Raw genomic sequence first — 20862 nt, 5'->3', positions numbered from 1 at the left:
AATTTGAAGGAGAAAATTATAGTCTATGGAATGAAAAAGAGATTGTAGTTTTGTTTCAATCAAACTACAATCTCTTTTTTTATTTAAATTAATTCCACCAAATCCAACTCCAAAAGTAATTTCGTATATTCCGAGGAGTAATTCGTATAAAGCGTTCACCGTCAAAGAAGCAATTTAAATTTGGAAGTATTTCATCTGGATTTTCTGGAATAAAGGTGACGATGTTTTCATTACTTGTAATGGTTACTGTGATTGGTGGATCGGTAGGAGTATTTTGAAGCTGTAATGAAACATTTGCACTGTTGTTGAATTCATTATTAACAGGTGGACTTATCACCTGTACTGTGAATAACACGATAATTGTTTCGTTTGGTTCCAAATGAGTAGCGATTAGGAAACCGAAATTCGGATTTGCTAGTGGAGAGCGTTCACTATTAATGAAGACCGTACCGTCCATAAATTGTAAACCCGCTGGAATGGTATCTTGTAAAGAAACGTTTGAAAGTGAAATGTCGGAAGTATTCGTAATACGCACTGTATAATCAAAATATTGGTTTAAATAAGCTGAGCTAACGGAAGCATTTTTCATTACGGTTGCCGTTATAAACTGAACTGGTATACGAACAATATTCGAATTAACAATGAAAGTAATAATCGGATCTTGTGGTGTCAATTGGAAAGCGGCTGTAACTGTTGCGGAATTGATAATCGTATTGTTTGAAGGGAGAGAAGTGACGAGAACTTTAAATGTTATAGTTGCCATTTCATTTGCAGGCAAAGCACCAATGTTAATACCAATATCAGGACGAACATTTGGATCCGGGTTTCCGTTAATCGTAACACTGTTTTCTATAAATATTGTACCAGCTGGAATTATATCTAAAACGGAAGTACTTATTGTAGGAATTGGAGAATGATTAAATATCTCTAATGTGAATGTAATACTATCTCCTATAACGACGATAGATTTGTCAGCTGTTTTTTCAATGCGAACCATTGGATCAACGATTGTTGTTGTAACGATATTTGTTTGCTTTGTAATTGTAATAGGTGGTTCGGTTGGATCAATGGTAACAGCATAAGAAATAGAAGCATCGTTATTTATTGCGGATTGAAGAGTAGAAGCAGATATTGTTACTTGGAACGTAATAATAACAGATTTATTAGGAGCAAGATTGCCTAACGTAATACCGTTTTCGGGATTTGCATTAGGCTGATTGATTCCGTTAATCGTAACACTGCTAGTAACGAAGGTTGTATCTACTGGTACGATGTCTATGGCAAGAATATCTTCAATATTAACATTACCACTATTAGTAATAGTAATTGTATACGTTAAAGTTTGACCAGGTAAGGCGTTCGTGACATCAGCAGACTTCATAGCAATGACATTATCATCTTGGACAGTTGTTGTGACTGTATTCGTTGTAGTCGTATTTGTAACAGGTAAGTTATTTGGATTGGCTATATAGTTAAAAGTAGTAATTGCTTTGTTGTTGAGTTCATTTGGCGTTGGAATAGAAGTCACCGTTACTTGGAATGAGGCGATAGCATCTCCGCCAACAGTTATAGTGCCAATTGGTATGCCGCTTACTGGATTAACTCCTGGAAGAGTTTCTCCGTTTACGATAACGCTATTTTCTATAAACGTAGTACCTTGAGGAATCATATCTTGAATGACTACATCATTTGCTGCAACATTACCAGTTTGATTTAGCGTAATCTGATACGTTAGCGTATCACCGACCGTTGCAAATGCAAGGTCAACAACTTTATTACTATTCAAATTCGCGTGATTAATTGCTGTTGTGGCAGCAGACGAAATGATAGTTTCGGTAATAGGTGGTCGATTCGGTACCGTGTATTGATATTCAATTGTACTTGTGTTAGAGATTGGATTTGTTTGCGGAATCGAAGTAACCCGTACTTGGAATAGAATAGTTGCTGTCGTATTAGGCGGAATGTTATCAATTTGTATACCGCTAAGTGGATTGTCATTTGGACGAGCGTTTCCATTCACAATAACACTGTTCTCTATAAAGCTCGTATTTGCTGGGATGATATCTGTAACAATAATGTTTTCCACTTGTATATTTCCGTTATTTATGATGGAAATTGTGTAAGGGATGATAGTTTGTAAGTCAGCGTATTGGATAGGAGTGGTTTTTTTCGCAATTACATTAGCAAAAATTACTTCAGTGAAGGTAATATTACTAGTCGATATTTGTTCTTCCCCATTTACTGTATACCGAGAGATTGATTGATTTTGAATGCGGCTGCTAGCTGGAAGAGCTACGGCGGTAACAGAAAATGTAACTGGGATAGAAATGTTAGGAGCAATCGTTCCTACAAGTATACCGGCACTTGGATTGGCGTTTAGCTGAGGAATATGATTTACTAAAACGCTACCGTCTATAAAGGTTGTTCCATCAGGAATATTGTCTGTAAATACAATAGCAGTGGCATCCGTATTCCCTGTATTCGTTAAAGTTGTTGTATAAGTTAAAATGTCACCAATCGTTACAGAAGTCAAATCAACAGTTTTAAGTGAAATGATATCAGCATCATTAATTTGAACGAAAGTAGTATTGGAAGTAGTAGATTTTTGAATTGGTGCAAAGTCAGGGTTAAAAATAAAGTCGTAGACGATGTTTGCAGTATTAGGTGTTGGATTTACAGCTGGTAAATTCGTAACAGAAACTTGGAATGTTATTGTAGTCGTTTGACCTGATGCAATATTAGGAATGGAAAAGCCAATATTAGGATCTGCTGCAGGAAGTACAGTATTGTTAACTATTACACTTCCAGGGATAAATACTGTTCCACTTTCTATAGTATCTGTAAAAAAGATGGAGTTAGTTGTAGTGGATCCGTTATTTTGAATTAATACTGTATATTCAATGGTTTCATCGATATTAGCTAATACTTTATTAGCGGATTTTGTAGCGATTAGAATAGCATCGATAAATTGTACATTTGTACTATTGGAAGAGGTCGTTTCTGAAATTGGTGGTGCGCTTGGTTCCGGTTGATACTCATAGTGAATGACAGCGATATTATTAATATTATTTTGAGAAGGTATAGAGACTACATTTATTTGGAACGTAACAATAATTGTATGATTTGGAAGAATAATATCAAGCGCGATTCCGGTAATTGGATTTTCGTCAGGTCTTGGTATGCCATCTACAAGGATGCTATTTGGAACGAATGTAGTCCCAGCTGCAATTGCGTCAATTAGGAGGGTATTTGTAATAGGTATTGTACCAGAGTTCGTAACTGTGACTGTATATGTGATAATTTGACCGATGCGTGTAATAGATCTATTAGCAGATTTAATTGCGCTAACACTTGCCGTCCTTACATCAGTGTTTACTGCATTTGATAATGACTGGCGCTGAATAATAGGGGAACTAGGGTCAATTTGGTATTCATACGAAGTGTCTGAAATATTAATGACTGTATTGCCGGGAGGTATACTTGTAAGTTGTACTTGGAATGAAATAGTGACAGTTTCATTTGGGTGTATCGTGCCGAGAGTTACTCCGTTTTCAGGATTCGCGCTAGGCTGAATCACATTATTTATTGATAAGCTATCTTCAATGAATATAGTACCTTCTGGAATGTTATCAATGAACATAGTATTGTTAGCTGGAACGGTTCCTATATTTTGTAGTTTATTTGTGTAGGTAATAATTTGCCCAATGGATACAAAAGTTACATCCGCCGCTTTAACAGAAATAATATTTGCATTTTGAATCGATGTTGTAACAATATTAGAATTTGCAGAGCGATTCACTGGTGGAGCTGTAGGAATACTTACATATTGGTAAGTTACAGAAGATTGATTTATAATTTCGGTTTCAGTAGGTGGATTGTTTGTTTGCACTTGGAATAGTATCGTTTTGGAACCGTTTGATGGAATCGTTCCAATCGGTATTCCGTTTTCTGGATCTACACCTGGCTGCAAGACACCGTTAATTGTGACACTATCTGGAACCAATGTAGTCCCAGGTGGAATAGAATCTGTGAAAATCATATTTATTGCGTCAACATTCCCTATATTTTTTACTTCAGAAATATAAAGTATAGTTCCTCCAATATCTACAGTTATTGGGTTGGAGGTTTTTGTAATTGTCAATTGTGCTTGCACGAAATTTGTAATGACGATATTACTTGTAGAGGTTTCAGTAATAGGTGGTTGCCCTGGGTCTGGTTGAATTGTATATGTTGTATTGGATTGATTTATAATCGATTCTTGCGAGAATGGATTGTTAATAAGAATTTGGAACGAAATAAGGTGAGTAGCGTTTGCGGCCAGGTTAGGCAAAGTAACACCTACATTTGGATTGGCACCAAGTATAGTTGTTCCATTAAGAGTAAAACTATTTTCTACGAATGTAGTACCATTTTGAGTAGAATCTAAAAATGAGAGATTAGTTGCTGAGATATTTCCGTTATTTTCTAATGTTATCGTGTAGGTCAAAATATCGCCATTTGTTGCTTGTTGTGCATTGACTGCTTTTAAAGAAATGATAGTCGCATCTGAAATTTGTGTGGATGCTGGATTAGAAATAATTGTACGAGAGATGATAGGAGCAGTTGGATCGGTGATAAAAGTATAGTCAATACGGGCTGTATTAGAAATTGGATTCACGCTTGGAATGGATTGAACGATAACTTGGAATGTGACGGTGACAATTTCTGACGGTGCGATGGCGTTTAATGGTATCCCTACGTTTGGATTGGCACCTGGAACTGAAACGGTATTAATGGTCACGCTATTAGGAATAAATGCAGTTCCTTCTGGGACCAAATCTGTTAAAGTAACTGTATTTGCAGTTGTATTGCCATTATTTTGAACGACTACGGTGTAAGTGATTGTACCGTTAGTAGATTGTATGAGAGAATCTGTATTTTTAATTACGGATAACGATGCATCAACGACAGCTGTATTAACCGTATTAGATGAGGATGTTGCGGTAACTGGAGGTTGACTTGGATCGACAATAAACGTGTAACTTGTAATGGCTTGATTTATAATCGCCCCTTGCGGTGGAATAGAATTTGTAAGAAATTGGAACGTAATAGTAGCAAAATCACCTGGTACGATAATACCAACTGGAATGCCGAGAGTTGGACTTGCATCTGGAAGTGAAATTCCATTTAACGTAACGCTATTTGGAACGAATACTGCACCTACAGGAACTCCGTTTATGAGCAATACAGAATTTGCAGGTAAGTTTCCGGTATTTGTTAATGTTGCTGTATACGTAATTATATCTCCGATGGATACGATTGATCGATTTGCTTCTAAAACAGTAGTAACGGTAGCGTTATTAATTTGTGTTGAAGCGCCATTAGAATTTATTGTGCTTGTAACAGGAGGAGCAGTCGGATCAACAATGAATGTGAATTGAATAGATGCAACGTTTGTAATTGGATTTGAAGGTGGAGTAGATGCAACTATGACTTGGAAAGTAACGGTTAAGGAACTGTTCGCGCTAACGGTTCCGATATTAACTCCGTTATTTGGATTTGCCCCTGGAATGGTACTTCCATTTACAGCAAAACTATTTTCAATAAAGGTCGTTCCTGATGGAATCAGGTCTGAGAAATTTAGATTCGTAGCGTTGGTATTTCCACTATTTTGAATCAAAACTGTATAAGTGATGGTGTCTCCGATATTTGCAAAGGCTGTATTAGCAGTTTTTACGGCCGAAAGTATCGCTGAATTAATAGAAGTAACAAACACATTCGTTTCCACATTGCCAGGCTGAGCTTGTAATGCATTTCCTACGTTATATTGGAAGTTAACAAATCCTAAGTTTTGGAGTTCAGGTGTGAATGTTGTTGGGTTGCTTACAATTTGAACTTGGAATACGATTGTTACGATTTGATTTGGATTTATCGTATTTATGCCAACACCGTCAATGATAGAAGTGGAGGGCAATGAAGTGCCATCAACAATGACTGATCCTGCAACAAATTGTGTCCACGATGGTATAGGGTCTGAGAAAACAACGTTGTTAGCTGGGATATTTCCTGTATTCGTAATAGTCGTTGTATACGTAATTGTATCACCAATCGTTGCAAAAGCTTTATCACCTATTTTAATCGTGTTTAAAATAGCACTTTCAATTTGTGTTGAAACGCTATTAGAAGTAATGTTTTTTGAAACGGGAGGATTAGCTGGATTAACGATATGTTGAAAACTAACGATAGCTTGGTTGGTAAGTGGGTTTATAGGCGGGATTTCATTTGCGGTAATATGAAATTCTACGACGGCAGATTGGTTTGGCGCAATATCATCAATTGGAACGCCTGTAATTATATTTGCATTTTGGATAATAGTTCCGTTAAGTGTAAAACTATTCGGTTCAAAGGAAGTTCCGTTTGGAATAATGTCGGTAAAAATAACATTCGTCGCGCTAACATTTCCGCTATTTGTAATTGTAACGGAGTAGACGATATCCTGACCGATATCTACCGTTGACACATTTGAATTTTTTTGTGCAGTAAGGATAGCACTATTAATTTGGGTTGTCGTTGTATTAGATTGATTGGAAGCTGTAAGAGGTGGTTGGCTAGGATCAACGACATAATGATATGTGGTAGAAGCAGAATTAGAAATTGGATTAAGTGTTGGAAGTGTAGTAATAGTTGCTTGGAAAGTAACGATTGCCGCATTACCACCATTAATGGAACCGATATTTACACCGGTAGATAAATCGGCATTTTGGATGGTTTGCCCATTAACTGTGAAACTATTCGGAACGAAAGTTAGATTGCTATCAAGAATATCGATAATAGTTACATCAGTTGCAGCCGTATTCCCTGTATTAGGAAGGTTAAGTGTAAATGTTATTGTATTACCAACATCCGCAAAAGTGAGATTTGCTGTTTTTGTGCTAATAATATTTGCGTTATTTATTTGAAGAAGTGTAGTGTTGGAGCTGGCTGTATTCGATACCGGTGGATTAGTTGGATCAACAGTAAATTCATATGTCGTTGATGCTGTATTTGGTACTGGATTACTAGTTGGAATGCTGTTCACTGTAACTTGAAAGACGATACTGTATATTTCATTTGGTGGAAGTGCTGCAAGTAATACACCTGTATTTGGGTTCGCATTAGGTTGTAAAACGCCATCGACAGTTAATGTGTTAGGAACAAATGTGAGTCCATTTGGTAATACATCTATGAATACAATATTAGTTGCATCGGTATTCCCTACATTCGAAATAGAGGTAGTGTAAAAAGCCGTTTGCCCAATATCTGCATAGGATACACTTTCATTTTTCGTCATAGATAATATTGCTTCTCTAATTTGAGTTGAAACAGGATTACTAATTGAAGTTTCTGCATCAGGTGGTGAGACTAATTGATACGATGTTGATGAGAAATTTACAATTGAGTTTTCGGTTGGTAATGAGGTCACGTTTACTTGGAATGAAACATTTACTGTAGTCCCAGCTGGTATAGGGCCGATATTTACACCGTTCGCAGGATCCGCACCACTTTGAGGAATTCCATTAATAGAAAATGTGTTTGCAATAAATGTAGTTCCGCTCGGCACGGTATCTGTGAATATAACATTTTGTGTGGAGGAATTTCCGTTGTTTGTTAAAGTGACAGTATAAGTGAGTGTGTCTCCGATGTGGCTAAATGATTTATCGACTTGTTTTGATGAAAGAATGGTAGCTGTATTAATTGTAGTAAACACTGTGTTTGAAGTAACAGTTCTTGAAACAATAGGTGCATTTGGATCAGCGATAAATGTGTAAGAAGCAGTAGCAGAGTTAGCAATAGGATTTTGAACAGGGGTAGAAGTAGCGGTAACTTGGAATGCTATAGATATTGAGCTGTTAGGAGCAATTGATCCAATTGTTATACCTGTATTAGGATTGAGTCCGATTTGTGTGATGCCATCTATTGTAACGCTATCAGTAATAAACGTTGTACCATCTGGTATAAGATCAGTGAAAGTAATATTCGTTGCATTTGTATTGCCGTTATTCGTTAAAATGGTCGTATAGGTAATGGTATCACCTAGTGTTACAAGTGTTTGATCGACCGATTTTACCATCGTTATCATAGCATCTAGTACAGGGTTTGTAACGATATTCGTTGAAATAGAAGTAGTAGCAGGAGCAGCGCTTGGATCAACAGTATAAGAGTACAAAATTGTATCGTTACCCATAATCGAACTTGAAGGGGGAATAGAAATAACATTTACTTGGAAAGTAACAGTTACTATTTCACCAGGTGCGATATTTGGTATATTTACTCCAAGTGCTGGCTGCGCACCAGGTTGCTGAAATCCATTTATTGTAACTGAATTTGGTATAAATGTAGTGCTAGCTGGAATAGCGCTTGTGAATGTTATATTCGTTGCTGATGTATTTCCTGTATTTGTAATAGTAGTTGTATACGTAATCGTATCTCCAACAGAAATGATAGATTTATCAGCAATTTTTGTTGTAGTTAATATTGCGCTATTTATTGTCGTAGTCACGGTATTAGATGAAACGGTTTGTGTTATAGCTGGTTGACTTGGATCGACAATATGCTGAAATTGTACAGAACTAGAATTAGGGATTGGATTTATACTTGGAATGTTTGTAACAAGTACGTTGAGAGTAATAACGGCCGTTCCGCTTGGGTTTATATTTCCAATCTGTATCCCGCTAGCTGGATTTCCAATTTGTTGTGTACCAGAATCGTTTGTTAGAGTCCCGGAAATAAATGTCGTTCCGTCAGGTAAAATATCTGTGAAAATTATATTTTGTGAAGTTACATTTCCAGGGTTACTTAATGAAATTGTATAAGAAAGTGTATCCCCGGCCGTAGCGAAAGTTTTATCTACAGATTTGATTGCCACAATTTCCCCAGAATTTATTTGTGTCGAAACAGGATTGGATGTCGTACTTCTTGAAACGAGTGGCAAATTAGGTCCTGTCATAAATTGATAATCAATGGAAGCGCCGTTTACAACCGGTGAGTTTGGCCCACCAGGTCCGATTGTGAAAATTGGATTCGGAATGCTAACTACTTGCACACGGAAGGTGACGTTTATAAAATCTCCTGCAATAATATCCCCAATTGGTATTCCGTTCGTTGGATTTACCCCAGGTAATAAAACTCCACCTACTCGAACGCTATCTTCTATAAATACTGTATTATTTGGAATCGAATCTGTAAAAATGATATTAGTAGCAGTCGTGTTTCCGACATTGTCTAATAAAACTGTATATGTTAAAAATGAATTTCCAGGTGCGACGTCAGAAAATAGTCGATCTACACTTTTAGTTGCTTGAATGATTGCTTCATTTATTTGAACTAAGACCGGATTACTAGTAGCCGTTTCTGTAACAGGCGGCTGAGTAGGATCAACAATGATAGAGTATGTTGTGCTAGATTGGTTCAATGTTGGATTTGTAGCTGGTATTGAGCCAACGATAGCTTGAAAGCTAATGGTTGTTGTTCCTCCAACTGGAATTGGGTCTAAAGGAACCCCGCTATCTGGTCTAAATCCAAGCTGTGGGATGGTATTAATTTGTACGCTATCGGGAACGAATGAAAGTTCAGGTGGTAATATATCGATAAAAACAGGTGTGTTTGCGGTAGTATTTCCACTATTGGTGAGGGTAGTTGAATACGTAATTGTATCGCCAATAGCAGCAAATGCACTACTTGCAGTTTTTGTTGCGATAACGGAAGCAGTATTTACTTGTGTAAAAGTTTTATTGGATTGAACTGTTCGTGAAACAGGCGGTTCATTTATATCTACAATAAAACTATATTGAATCGATGATTTGTTAGGAATTGGATTAGGATTTGGAAGCGTTGTAATGTTTACTTGAAAACTAAGTGTAGCTATTGAATTGGTAGTAATATTTCCGATGTTAATACCGTTTTGTGGATTTGCATTCGGGACGGTCACACCATTTATCTTAAAGCTATTTGGGATAAAGGCAGTACCATTTGGAATCGTATCGGTAAATACAACGTTGTTAGCAGTAGTATTTCCAGTGTTTGTAACAGATGAAGTGAATGTAATTGTATCACCAATCGTAGCGAAAGTTGTACTCGCATTTTTATTTAAAACTAAAGTAGCGTCGATAATCGGTGTAACTGTCGTATTGGTTACGGTGCTACCAAGAGCAGGTGACTGACTTGGATTCACTGCATATTCGTAGTTTACAAGGGCGTTATTCGTTAAAGTACCACTAGGAGGAATTGCGAGTATTTTTACTTGGAATGTAATGAAAATAGTATCTGCTGGTGAAATATCGTTCAATTGAATTCCTAGTGAAGGGTCTAATCCAGGTTGGGAAACGTTATTTATCGTAACTGAATCTGGGATGAAGGACGCGCCTGCACCAAGTCCATCTGTTAAAACAGTTGCACTAGCAGGGATATTACCCGTATTTGTCACTGCAATTGTATAGGTGACAATGTCTCCAATTGCAGCTGTCGGTGTATTTACTGACTTAGTAGCGACGATCGTAGCGTTATTAATTTGAGTTGTTATTAAGTTGCTTAACGCATTGGCGGATGTTGGAGGTAAGTTAGGATTTACGATATATTGATACGTTGTATTACTTTGATTCGGGATTGGATTCGGATTTGGGATGGAATTTACTTGTACTTGGAACGAGATGGTCGTATTTGCATTTGGATTTATTGGATCAATTGTAATTCCGCTTGCTGGATTTACATTAGGGAGTATGTTCCCATTTACTGTTACACTATTAGGAATAAACGATGTCCCGTTTGGAATTACATCTGTAAATACTACATTTGATGCAAGTGTGTTTCCAGTATTCGTTAAAGTAGTCGTATACGTAATAATATCATTTACATTAGCAAACTGTTTATCTGCAGATTTTGCAGCGGCAATAGAGGCGTTATTAATAGTTGTCTGTACAGTGTTAGAAGCAACCATCTGCGTTACAGCTGGTTTGGCTGGATCGTACGTGTATTGGAACGTAGTGCCTGATTGATTCGTAATCGGATTTATAGCAGGGATAGTTGGTACAGAAACTTGGAATGCAACAGTACGTGATGAATTAGCTCCGATCGTACCAATAAAAATGCCGTTAGCAGGATTTGCATTGGCTATAGGGACATTATTAATCGTTACACTATCAGGAACGAAGGTGGTGCCGGCTGGAATGATGTCAGTAAATATTATATTAGAAGCAGAAATATTTCCGTTGTTCGTTAAAGTAGTTGTATATGTTACAGAATCACCAACATCAGCAAAATTTGTGCTCGTTAGCTTCGTAGCAACAATAGTAGCAGTATTAATTTGTGTAGTTACTATATTACTTGTATCGCTTTTTATGACAGCAGGTAAATTTGGATCAGTGATAAAGCTATATTGAAGTGAAGCGCTGTTTTGAACTGGATTTGGTGAAGGTAGCCCATTTGTACTTATTTGAAAAATAATCGTTGTAAAACCACCGGCAGGAATGGAGCCGACTTGAAGACCGGTACTTGGGTCTGCACCTAGCTGTAAAGTACCACCTATAAAAATACTATTTGGTACGAGAGTCGTTCCCGGAGGCAGTATGTCAGTAACAGCAACATTATTTGCTGGAGTATTTCCAAGGTTAGCTAAAGAGATTGTATATGTGATTGGTTGCCCGACATCAGCGATTGTTAAATCTACTTCTTTGACAATAACAACATTTGCTAAATTGATTTGTGTACTTACAGTGTTACTTAAAGATGTTTCTATAGTTGGCGGATCGCCTGGATTTAGAATAAAGCTATACTGTGTACTAGATGAATTTATCGTTGGATTTTGTACTGGTAAAGAGGTGACAGTTACTTGATAAGAGACGGTAAGTGAGCCGTTAGTAGGAATGGAAGGTAACGGAACACCGATATTTGGATCGGCGTTATTTTGGAGCACATCGTTAATAAGGAAAGTGTTTTGGATAAAGGTAGTACCATCTGGATTAGTATCTACGAAAGTTGGACTGTCAGCAGAAACGCTTCCTGTATTCGTTAAAATAACGGTATAAGTTAATATATCCCCAACGGTAGCGAATGCTCGGTCCACTGTTTTTGCCGAAATGACATTTGCATCATTTACTTGAGTGAATGTAGTTGTGGAAGTAGCGTTTTTGTTTGCAGGTGAAGCATTTGGGTCAACTATAAAGTTATAGGAAATAGAAGCGCTATTTGAAATAGGATTTGGATTTGGAATGCTAGTTATTAATACTTGGAATGAAGCTGTAATTGTAGTACTAGCATTGATACTACCGATATTGATGCTAGCTGGTATAACGCCCGGCTGAGTAACACCGTTAATCATAACACTGTCTGGTATAAAGGAAGTACCATTCGCAATGGAATCGGATAGTAATACATTGTTTGCCGCAACGTTTCCGTCGTTTGTAAGAGCAAAGGTGTAAGTTAATACATCTCCAACTTCTGCAAACGTTTGATTTACAGATTTAATAGCTTGAACATTCGCTAGTCTAATTGTTGATGTAACAGAATTAGAATTTGTTGTTTTTGAAGTTGGTGGCAGGCTTGGATTTACAGTATAAATATAAGAAGCGAAAGCGTTATTAACGATAGGATTTTGTGCAGTAATATTGATGACTGTTACTTGGAAAGAAAGGGTAAAAGTAGCTCCGCTAGGAATTGTACCGATAGGTAAACCAACGAGAGAATCTACATTTTGTAAGACGCCGTTTAGCGTTACAGTACCTGGTGTTAATATCGTTCCATTTGGAAGTGGATCTGTTAGTTGAACGTTATTAGCGGGTGTATTTCCACTGTTTGAAATAAGGATTGTATAACTTATCGTTTCGCCAGTTGTGACAAATTGTTTATTTGTAGATTTTGTTAATGATAAATTCGCATTGTTAATTTGAGTGGAAACGAGATTAGAAGAAATGTTTTTTGTAACGGGTAATTGACTAGGATTGACGGTGTACTGATAAGAAGCGCTTGATCCATTAGATACGACGTTTGATGGAGGAATTGTATTTACTACTACTTGAAATGAAACATTTTTGGTCGTGCCAGTTGGGATAGATCCTATATTCACACCATTAGCCGGATTTGCGCCAACTTGTGTTGTGCCATCTATTGTTAAACTGTTTAGAATAAAAGTTGTTCCAGTAGGAATGACATCTGTAAAAATAACATTGTTCGCATTCATATTACCTGTACCTGTAAAGGCAACAGTGTAAGTCAGTGTATCGCCAATATCTGCATAGTTTTTATCTACTGCTTTCGTCATTGTTACAGTAGCATTATTCACTTGAGTGGAGACAATATTTGTCGTATCAGTCCCACTTACTGCCGGTTGATTTGGTACAGGAACGTATTGATATGTCGTTGTACCACTATTTAATATTGGATTTGTTTGGGGGATAGAAGGAACGAATACTTGAAATGAAATAGTAGTAGTAGAATTTGCGGCAATAGATCCAATTGATATACCAGTAGCGGGATTTGCGCCAGCTTGGGTAACTCCGTTAACAGTTACACTATTAGGAATAAAAGTAGTCCCGCTAGGAATCGGATCTGTATATATAACGTTAGTTGCTGGGATATTACCTATATTAGCTAAGGTAATACTGTAAGTTAACGTTTCACCAATATCGGTAAATAGTTTGTTAACTGATTTTGTGCCATTAATATCTGCGAGGTTAATTTGTGTTCCGGCAGAGTTGCTTGTTGCAAGGCCGTTAAAAGTGGTTCCTCCGGCAATTGGTGTATATTGAAAGGTAATATTAGCAGTGTTAGCGATAGGGTTTTGACTTGGAAGAGAAACGACAGTCGCTTGGAAAGTTACTGTACGAGAAGAGCTATTATTAATTGTCCCAAGAGATATACCGGCGGACGGATTTGCATTTGTTTGTGGTACGTTATCTATCGTTACGCTGCCAGGTATAAAGGAAGTGCCATTAGGGAGAATGTCTGTAAAAGTAACGTTATTTGCAGGAAGAAGACCGGTGTTAGGAACAGTAACTGTATAAGTGAGAATATCTCCAATTGCAGCAACACTTTTATTCACGCTTTTAGTTGCTTGTATATTAGGTGAATTTATATTGATTTGTAAACCGACTGTATTTAACATATACGCGTCTCCGTTAGTTGTTAAACGGATTGCGGCGGACACTTGAGAATTTGTTAAATAAGGAGAAATATCAATAGAAGTAATGTCCCAACCTTGCCGACCGGCGGAGATATTTGTGCCTGTAGAGGCACTTTGATTTCGCGTTCCAAATGTCCCAGTTGTATCTAAGTTTCCGGCAGCATTATTGACCTGAGAACCAAAGAAATTATTTACAGCATTATTTGGCCCAGATAAAGCATTTAATGAACTGAAATTGGGTCCAAATAATGCTTGATCTCCGGTTAAATCAGCATCTCCTTCGGTAGAACTTAAAAATAATCTCCCGCTTACAGGTCCTCCTGAAGGTGTTAAAAATCCTGAGACAGATACATCGGCACTACCAGTTTCTGCAGAAACACGGTTGCCTGCTACATAAATGGTTAAGTTTCTTGCGGGTAATGTCCCATTTTGATAAGCAACGATAAGCGTCCATCCAGCTGAATTAATTGTTCCATTAGAAGCATCTATAGGATCCACAAGTCCAGGAACAGATCCAGTCGTATAAGAACCGCTTCCCGCAGCTTGAATGAGTGACGTTACATCTGCTGAACGCGTATAAAATCCAAATGTGACTGATCCAGAAACGAATGTTTGATTAGAAGCTGTAACAGCTGAAGGAGTAACCGAGTATGTTGAAACAGGGGTTGTAAAAGAAACGGGGTTGCCTAATACACTTGTAATGTTTTGATCACGAGATAAATAGTTTCCACCCCAAACGAGTTCTGCGTAAAGAATAGTACTACCAGCAGGAATAGTTAAAATAGCGGTAGAACTATTTTGTGTATAGTTTAATGTTGTACCAGCAGGAAAACTCGGTACTTGTAAAGCAGTATTCGTAGTTACGAATGCACCAATTGCCCCGATTGTACCAGCACGGTTTTGATTACTAATTTTACTTAAGCCTAAAGTGTTTCCTGTAATAGCGAGTGCGCCGTTAGTGGTGGTAGAAAATCGATTCGTAATGGGCATGTTGTCACCTCATTTACAATATAGTCTTGGTCAAAATAGGATATGTGTGTGACACATAAATGGAAACATGTACAAGTTGATTCGGAAAGAATGATTCAAACGTCTAAATAAGGAGATGGAAAATGATTGAATTGGAAATGAGAGTGGAGCGTATTAGAAAAGAAAAAATAGAGGATATTGTTACACTATCTTCTTATATTGGCTGGGATTATAATACAGAAGAAATTGAGACAATCTTCAATTCAGGCATTGTATACGGTGTTTGGAATGAGAAAGAGGAACTAATTGCTAGCGCGGCAATAATATTATATGGGGAGAATTTAGCGTCTATCGGAATGGTGATTGTACATCCAGATTATAAGGGGAGAGGGATTGGAAAGATAATAACGGATGCATGTATTAAAAGCGTATCAGCTCATACTCCAATTATGTTGATTGCTACGGATGAGGGGAAGCCTTTATATGAAAAATTAGGATTTAGGGCAGTAAGCTATGTTTCTAAATACATATGTAACTCGTACAATGCGACTGATCATTGTGTAGGAAATGAAGATTATATGATGAATTATGAAGAAGGTGATTTAGAAAAAATAATAAAAATAGATGAATATGCGTTTGGAATAAATAGAAAAACATTTTTAAAGAAAAGAATTATACAAAGTGAACAGTGTATCGTTGTGAAGGATAAGGAACAAAAGGTACTAGGATATGGTTTGAGTGTACAAACGCCGGAAAATAAAATAATAGGACCGGTAGTCGCAAAAAATGATGAGATGGCAATGGATATTGTTCATTATTTAGCCAAATGGCATAAAGGTAAATTAAGAATGGATGTACCAGAAGGAAAAGCGGATTTTATGAAAAGGTTAGAGAATTTTGGTTTTCAAAAGGTGAATATGCCGCCAATTATGATGAAAAATAGCAATCAATTATTAAAAAAGAATAATGAGTTATATAGCATTGCAGCACAAATTTTTGGATAAAAAAGAATCCTTTTTGCGTAAGGATTCTTTTTTATCGTTCATTTAATCACGATATTGGTCATGAGTTGGTTGAAAGAGATCTTCCTCGATATCTCTCACCATAGAAAAATGATCAACGTTATAATGACCGTGTAAAATCTTATTATGGTGAGAGATAATTTGCTCTGCAGACAATACGTTAGAATCAGTTGTTGAATGACCGTTTTTAATTAACGTAACATCAAAGCCTTGTACAGTAGCTGTCCTAACAGCGGTGTCGATGCAATGTTCTGTTTTACAGCCACCTATAACAATATGATTAATTTTTTCTTCTTTCAAAAGTTCAAGTAACGAAGTACCGTAAAATGAATTTGTTGCAGCTTTATTAATAAGGATTGCAGACTGAGGTACTTTAATTTGATTATGTACTTCAAAGCCTACGCCACTACCAGAAGCAACATCGATATCTCTTACGAAAACAATAAGAGCATTTGAATCTATTGCTTTCTGCAGGGCTATATTTAGTGTAGATAATAGCTCGGTTTTACGAAAAACTTCACTTTCTTTTTCATTTCCATCAATTAATTCTTGCTGAGCATCGATAATTAATAGCGCTTGTTTCATCGTGTCTCCCCTTTAATATGAAATAAGTTCTACTGTACATATTCCTTCATATTGTTAGGAAATCCTCTATTACAAGTGAAGTAGACGCTCAATTTACAAAGTTGTCAAAGAAATTTCATTCTCATAGCGTGTAAAAACATGTATGATAGGAAGTGGAGAATTTTTGAGTAGGTGGGAATATCATGCAAACAGTAGAAGATTATCTTTCATTCTTACATACGAAAGGATTTAAACTATCAGAGGAAGCACAAGGATTTATTATGTTCGGACAAGGATATACTGGTTCATCTGATGGGATTGTGAACGCAGCAATAGAAGCGACGATTAAACATCAATTGCAGTTTGATGGCAGTTATTTTGTAGCGTTATTAGAACGATTGAAAGAAGAAGAAATTACAGATAAAAAAAGCGCTAAGGCTTTTATGCGGAAGTTACAAGCGTAACTTCACGCAGCCCGCGCTTCTTTTTTTGTTTTGGAAGGTAATTCAACAAAAATCATTCCTAAGAAAATACAAAGACACCCAACGATAGCAGAGACGGAAAGCTGCTCGTTTGCAACTAGAACACCAGTTAATGCAGCAAAAACAGGTTCCATTGCGAAAATAATTGCTACTCTCGTTGGAGATGTATGCTTTTGTGCTGATGTTTGGATGAAAAAGGCAATGGATGTTGCAAACAGGGAAGTTAGAAAGAGTGCGAATAAAAAGGACTGATTCGTCCATAGTGATACTGAAAATAATTTTTCCCAATCTTCAAACAAAAAAGCGCAAATAGAAGAAAACATACCAACAGCTAATACTTGCGATGTGCTTAACAGTAAAGGTGATATTTTCTTAGAAAAGAAGCCGTTAACTAGAATATGGGCAGCGAAAGCAACTGCACAACCGAGAACGAGTATATCTCCAATGTTTAATTGAAAAGAATCACCAGCCGTTAATAAATACAAACCTGCTGTTGCCACAGCAATACCAAGTACGATGAAAATTGTAGCCCTTTGTTTTAAAAAGATAAAAGACAGAATTGGAACCATGACGATACTAAGTCCAGTTAAGAAACCAGCTTTTGAAGACGTTGTATAAAGTAAGCCGAATGTTTGTAATAAATAGCCGACAAATAAGAAGAACCCAACCATTAATCCAGCTAAACTACTATGTTTTAATTCTTGTTTTGAAATTTTCGGTGAGAAAATCATTTGAACGAATAATAAAATAATTCCAGCGAATAAAAAGCGAATGCCATTGAAAGTAAATGGCCCGACAAAAGACATAGCATTTTGAACGACAACAAACGTAGCTCCCCAAATAAAAGAGACAAATAATAAAGCAAGAGGAGCAATCCAATTTTTTTTCACAATCATACCCCCGTTAATTTTGTAAGATAGCTTTTCTAGCTAATTCATCAGCTACTTTATTTTGACTACTTGGAATCCACTTAATAAAAAAGAGGTCGAAACTTTTTATGTATTGCAATGCTTCTTCTAATAGTGGTGCAAACATTTTATTTTTTGCGTATTCTTTTTCAACAGCGCGCTCAACAAGCTGAGAGTCTGTACGAAAAGATACAATGCTATAATTATGCTCCGTGCAATATTTTAATGCTGCAAGTAAAGCATGGTATTCTGCTTCATGATTGGACATTGTCCCAAGTGGTAATGATAATTGTACAGGCGGTTGTATGCCTTTAATAAACACTCCCGCACCAGAAGGGCCAGGATTTCCTTTTGTTGCACCATCAATATATACTTCAATCAAAATGCGAAACCTCCAAATTATAAGATTATCCCCTACTTAAAAGTGTTCTCGAAGTAGGGGATAGAGTACTTATCCAATTGTAATGCTATAACGACATGTAAATGTTTCATTCGCTTGTAAAGACTGGATTCCTTTTTTTTCTTTGAAATCTTTTGCTGGTTTTACTTCATCAGCGATTCCATACCAAGGTTCGATACACAAGAAAGGTGCATTATCTCCTGGTGTCCATACACCGACAAATGGGAATCCGTCAAATTCTACTTTTACAAATTTATTATGTTTATGAGAACGAATTGAAATTTCATTCGTATTCATATTTTCAAAAATAAGTGCGTCATTTTTGAATAGATCGTATGTAAGGGGTAACTCTTTCGTATTTTCAGCGATTAGTTGCTTGTTACTTGAAAGATAAGGTCCTTCTAGTACACTTGTTTCTAAGCGTTCTGAACCATTAAATGATAGATGATAATCTGTAAAAGATTCGCCGTCTACTAATGGGAAATTGAATCCAGGGTGTGCTCCAATTGAGAAGAACATCTCTTTTGAAGAAGGATTATTTACTTCATATGTAACATGTATATTTTGTTCTTCTAACTCATAAGAAACAAGTAATTCAAATTTGTATGGATACTTTTGTAGTGTCTCTTCATTACTCGTAACGATATAAGTGATTTTTGTTTCACTTTGCTCTTTTACAGAGAATGTAAGATCACGAGCAAAGCCGTGTTGTGTTAAAGAATAAGGTTTTCCATCTACATAGTATGTATTATCTACTAATCGGCCGACAATTGGGAATAAAATTGGTGCGCGGCGCCCCCAATAAGTAGAATCACCTTGCCATAAATATTCTGTGTTGTCTTCTTTTAAGCGAATGCTTTGTAATTCTGCACCTTTTTCAGAGATGGAAACGATCACTTTTTCGTTTTGAATTGTTGCAGTCATGAAGTGAAACCTCCTAAATATTTCATATGTTTCATTATACGTTGTCTAAAAGAAAAAAGGTAGTTTATGATAGGAATCTATTGACGAAAGGTGGGCTACCACGTAAAATGTAATCTTGTTGCTTAAAAAACGAATAACGTGGTTCGAAACCATCCCACGTAAAAAAACTAAGGAGATTTTGTCATGAATATAAGAACATTAGTCGGTAATGGTATTTTAGCGGCATTATATATTGCTGTTTCTATGCTTATTCAGCCATTTGGCTTTACGAATGTACAGTTTCGTATTTCAGAGATGTTTAATCATCTCGTTGTATTTAATAAGAAAGCAATTTACGGAATTGTATTAGGTGTATTTTTAACGAATCTCTTTTTCTCACCAATGATCGCTTACGATTTAGTATTTGGAGTAGGGCAATCTATTCTTGCATTAGTTGCAACGATTATTTCGATGCGATTTATTAAAGGTGTTTGGGCTCGTATGATTTTTAATACAGTGATCTTTACGATTACAATGTTTATGATTGCAATCGAACTTCATCTTGCATTTGATTTACCATTTATGTTGACTTGGTTAACATGTGCAGCGGGTGAATTCGTAGTAATGGCAATTGGTATGCCTGTAATGTACTGGATTAATAAGCGAGTACAATTTGAAAGATTTATGTAATAGATGAAAGGGCTGTTCCTATAGGGGATAGCTCTTTTTGTATGTGATTATAGTGAATATATTGCAGTGTCTCTTGATAAAATATAATAAAATATATAAGAAGTCTTACATAAGGGGAATCTAGTATGAAATATAAAATTCATTGGCTGTATAAAACGAAGCGTGGTTTGCAAACGGAATTAACAACAGATTATATGAACATAGAGGAAGCACTTCAATTTGCGGAGGACTTCGAGAAAACAGGAAGAGTGAAAGAACTTTCATTTTACGATGAAATGGATGCAGAATGGTCATTAAAGGAAATGAAAAAGCTGAGTAAACAAGTGGAGGAAGAGCTTCAAGAAATATACGTTTATTTTGATGGTGGGTATGATTTACAGACGAAAGAAGCTGGAGTCGGTATATGTGTGTACTATAAAAAAGGAAATACAAACTACCGAATTCGCCGCAATGCATATATGGAAGGTATATATGATAATAATGAAGCAGAATATGCATCATTGTTATACGGTATGAATATACTCGAGGAATTAGGGATTAAGTATGAGGCAGTTACACTTCGCGGAGATTCTCAAGTGGTGCTGCAGCAATTGTCCGGAGAATGGCCTTGCTATGATGAGCATTTAAATCATTATTTAGACCAAATTGAACAAAAGGCGAAGCAAATGAAATTAAAACTTGTATGTGAGCCAATATCTAGAAAACAAAATAAAGAAGCACATCAATTAGCGACGCAAGCATTAGAAGGGACGGTCATTGATAGTCATAAAGAAATAACCGAATAGAGAGGTGC

General features: G+C 36.5%; 9 protein-coding genes and 1 riboswitch. Of the genes, 4 read left to right on the top strand and 5 right to left on the bottom strand.

Features of this window, described 5'->3' with window-relative positions:
- Window positions 1–88 precede the first annotated feature (88 nt).
- Window positions 89–15121, bottom strand: a complete 15033-nt coding sequence (locus COC96_RS04705) for a DUF11 domain-containing protein (RefSeq protein WP_098768378.1) — start codon at window positions 15119–15121, stop codon at window positions 89–91.
- Window positions 15122–15243: 122 nt separating this feature from the next.
- On the opposite strand from COC96_RS04705, the gene COC96_RS04700 reads away from it, so the two are divergent.
- Window positions 15244–16104: a GNAT family N-acetyltransferase gene (locus COC96_RS04700; RefSeq protein ID WP_098267280.1), complete on the top strand. Its 861-nt coding sequence runs from the start codon at window positions 15244–15246 to the stop codon at window positions 16102–16104.
- Window positions 16105–16146: 42 nt separating this feature from the next.
- On the opposite strand, the gene COC96_RS04695 is transcribed toward COC96_RS04700, so the two are convergent.
- On the bottom strand, window positions 16147–16707 hold the full coding sequence (locus COC96_RS04695; protein WP_098768377.1) for a cysteine hydrolase family protein: 561 nt from the start codon (window positions 16705–16707) through the stop codon (window positions 16147–16149).
- Between the two features lie 182 nt (window positions 16708–16889).
- On the opposite strand from COC96_RS04695, the gene COC96_RS04690 reads away from it, so the two are divergent.
- Entirely contained in the window at window positions 16890–17150 is a 261-nt protein-coding gene (locus COC96_RS04690) for a DUF6123 family protein (protein WP_002117829.1), read from the top strand.
- A gap of 2 nt (window positions 17151–17152) precedes the next feature.
- Here COC96_RS04690 and COC96_RS04685 read toward each other — a convergent pair whose 3' ends face one another.
- The 3 genes from COC96_RS04685 to COC96_RS04675 all read right to left on the bottom strand — a co-directional run bounded on the left by COC96_RS04685 (window position 17153) and on the right by COC96_RS04675 (window position 19400).
- Entirely contained in the window at window positions 17153–18058 is a 906-nt protein-coding gene (locus tag COC96_RS04685) for a DMT family transporter (protein ID WP_141535950.1), read from the bottom strand.
- Between the two features lie 13 nt (window positions 18059–18071).
- On the bottom strand, window positions 18072–18458 hold the full coding sequence (locus tag COC96_RS04680) for a reverse transcriptase-like protein (protein ID WP_097902251.1): 387 nt from the start codon (window positions 18456–18458) through the stop codon (window positions 18072–18074).
- A gap of 69 nt (window positions 18459–18527) precedes the next feature.
- On the bottom strand, window positions 18528–19400 hold the full coding sequence (locus COC96_RS04675; RefSeq protein ID WP_098267283.1) for an aldose 1-epimerase family protein: 873 nt from the start codon (window positions 19398–19400) through the stop codon (window positions 18528–18530).
- Window positions 19401–19532: 132 nt separating this feature from the next.
- Window positions 19533–19577, top strand: a riboswitch (PreQ1 riboswitch).
- 6 nt (window positions 19578–19583) lie between these two features.
- Here COC96_RS04675 and COC96_RS04670 point away from each other — a divergent pair.
- Together COC96_RS04670 and COC96_RS04665 are read left to right on the top strand one after the other, a co-directional pair.
- Entirely contained in the window at window positions 19584–20069 is a 486-nt protein-coding gene (locus tag COC96_RS04670; RefSeq protein ID WP_001026466.1) for a QueT transporter family protein, read from the top strand.
- 125 nt (window positions 20070–20194) lie between these two features.
- Window positions 20195–20854, top strand: coding sequence for a ribonuclease H family protein (locus COC96_RS04665; RefSeq protein WP_098267284.1), 660 nt, complete (start codon window positions 20195–20197; stop codon window positions 20852–20854).
- Window positions 20855–20862 lie beyond the last annotated feature (8 nt).

The sequence above is a fragment of the Bacillus cereus genome, assembly GCF_002577405.1.
GTDB classification, from domain to species: Bacteria; Bacillota; Bacilli; order Bacillales; family Bacillaceae_G; genus Bacillus_A; species Bacillus_A cereus_AU.
Note: the sequence above shows the minus strand (reverse complement) of the source record. Positions and strands in the feature narration are given on the sequence as shown.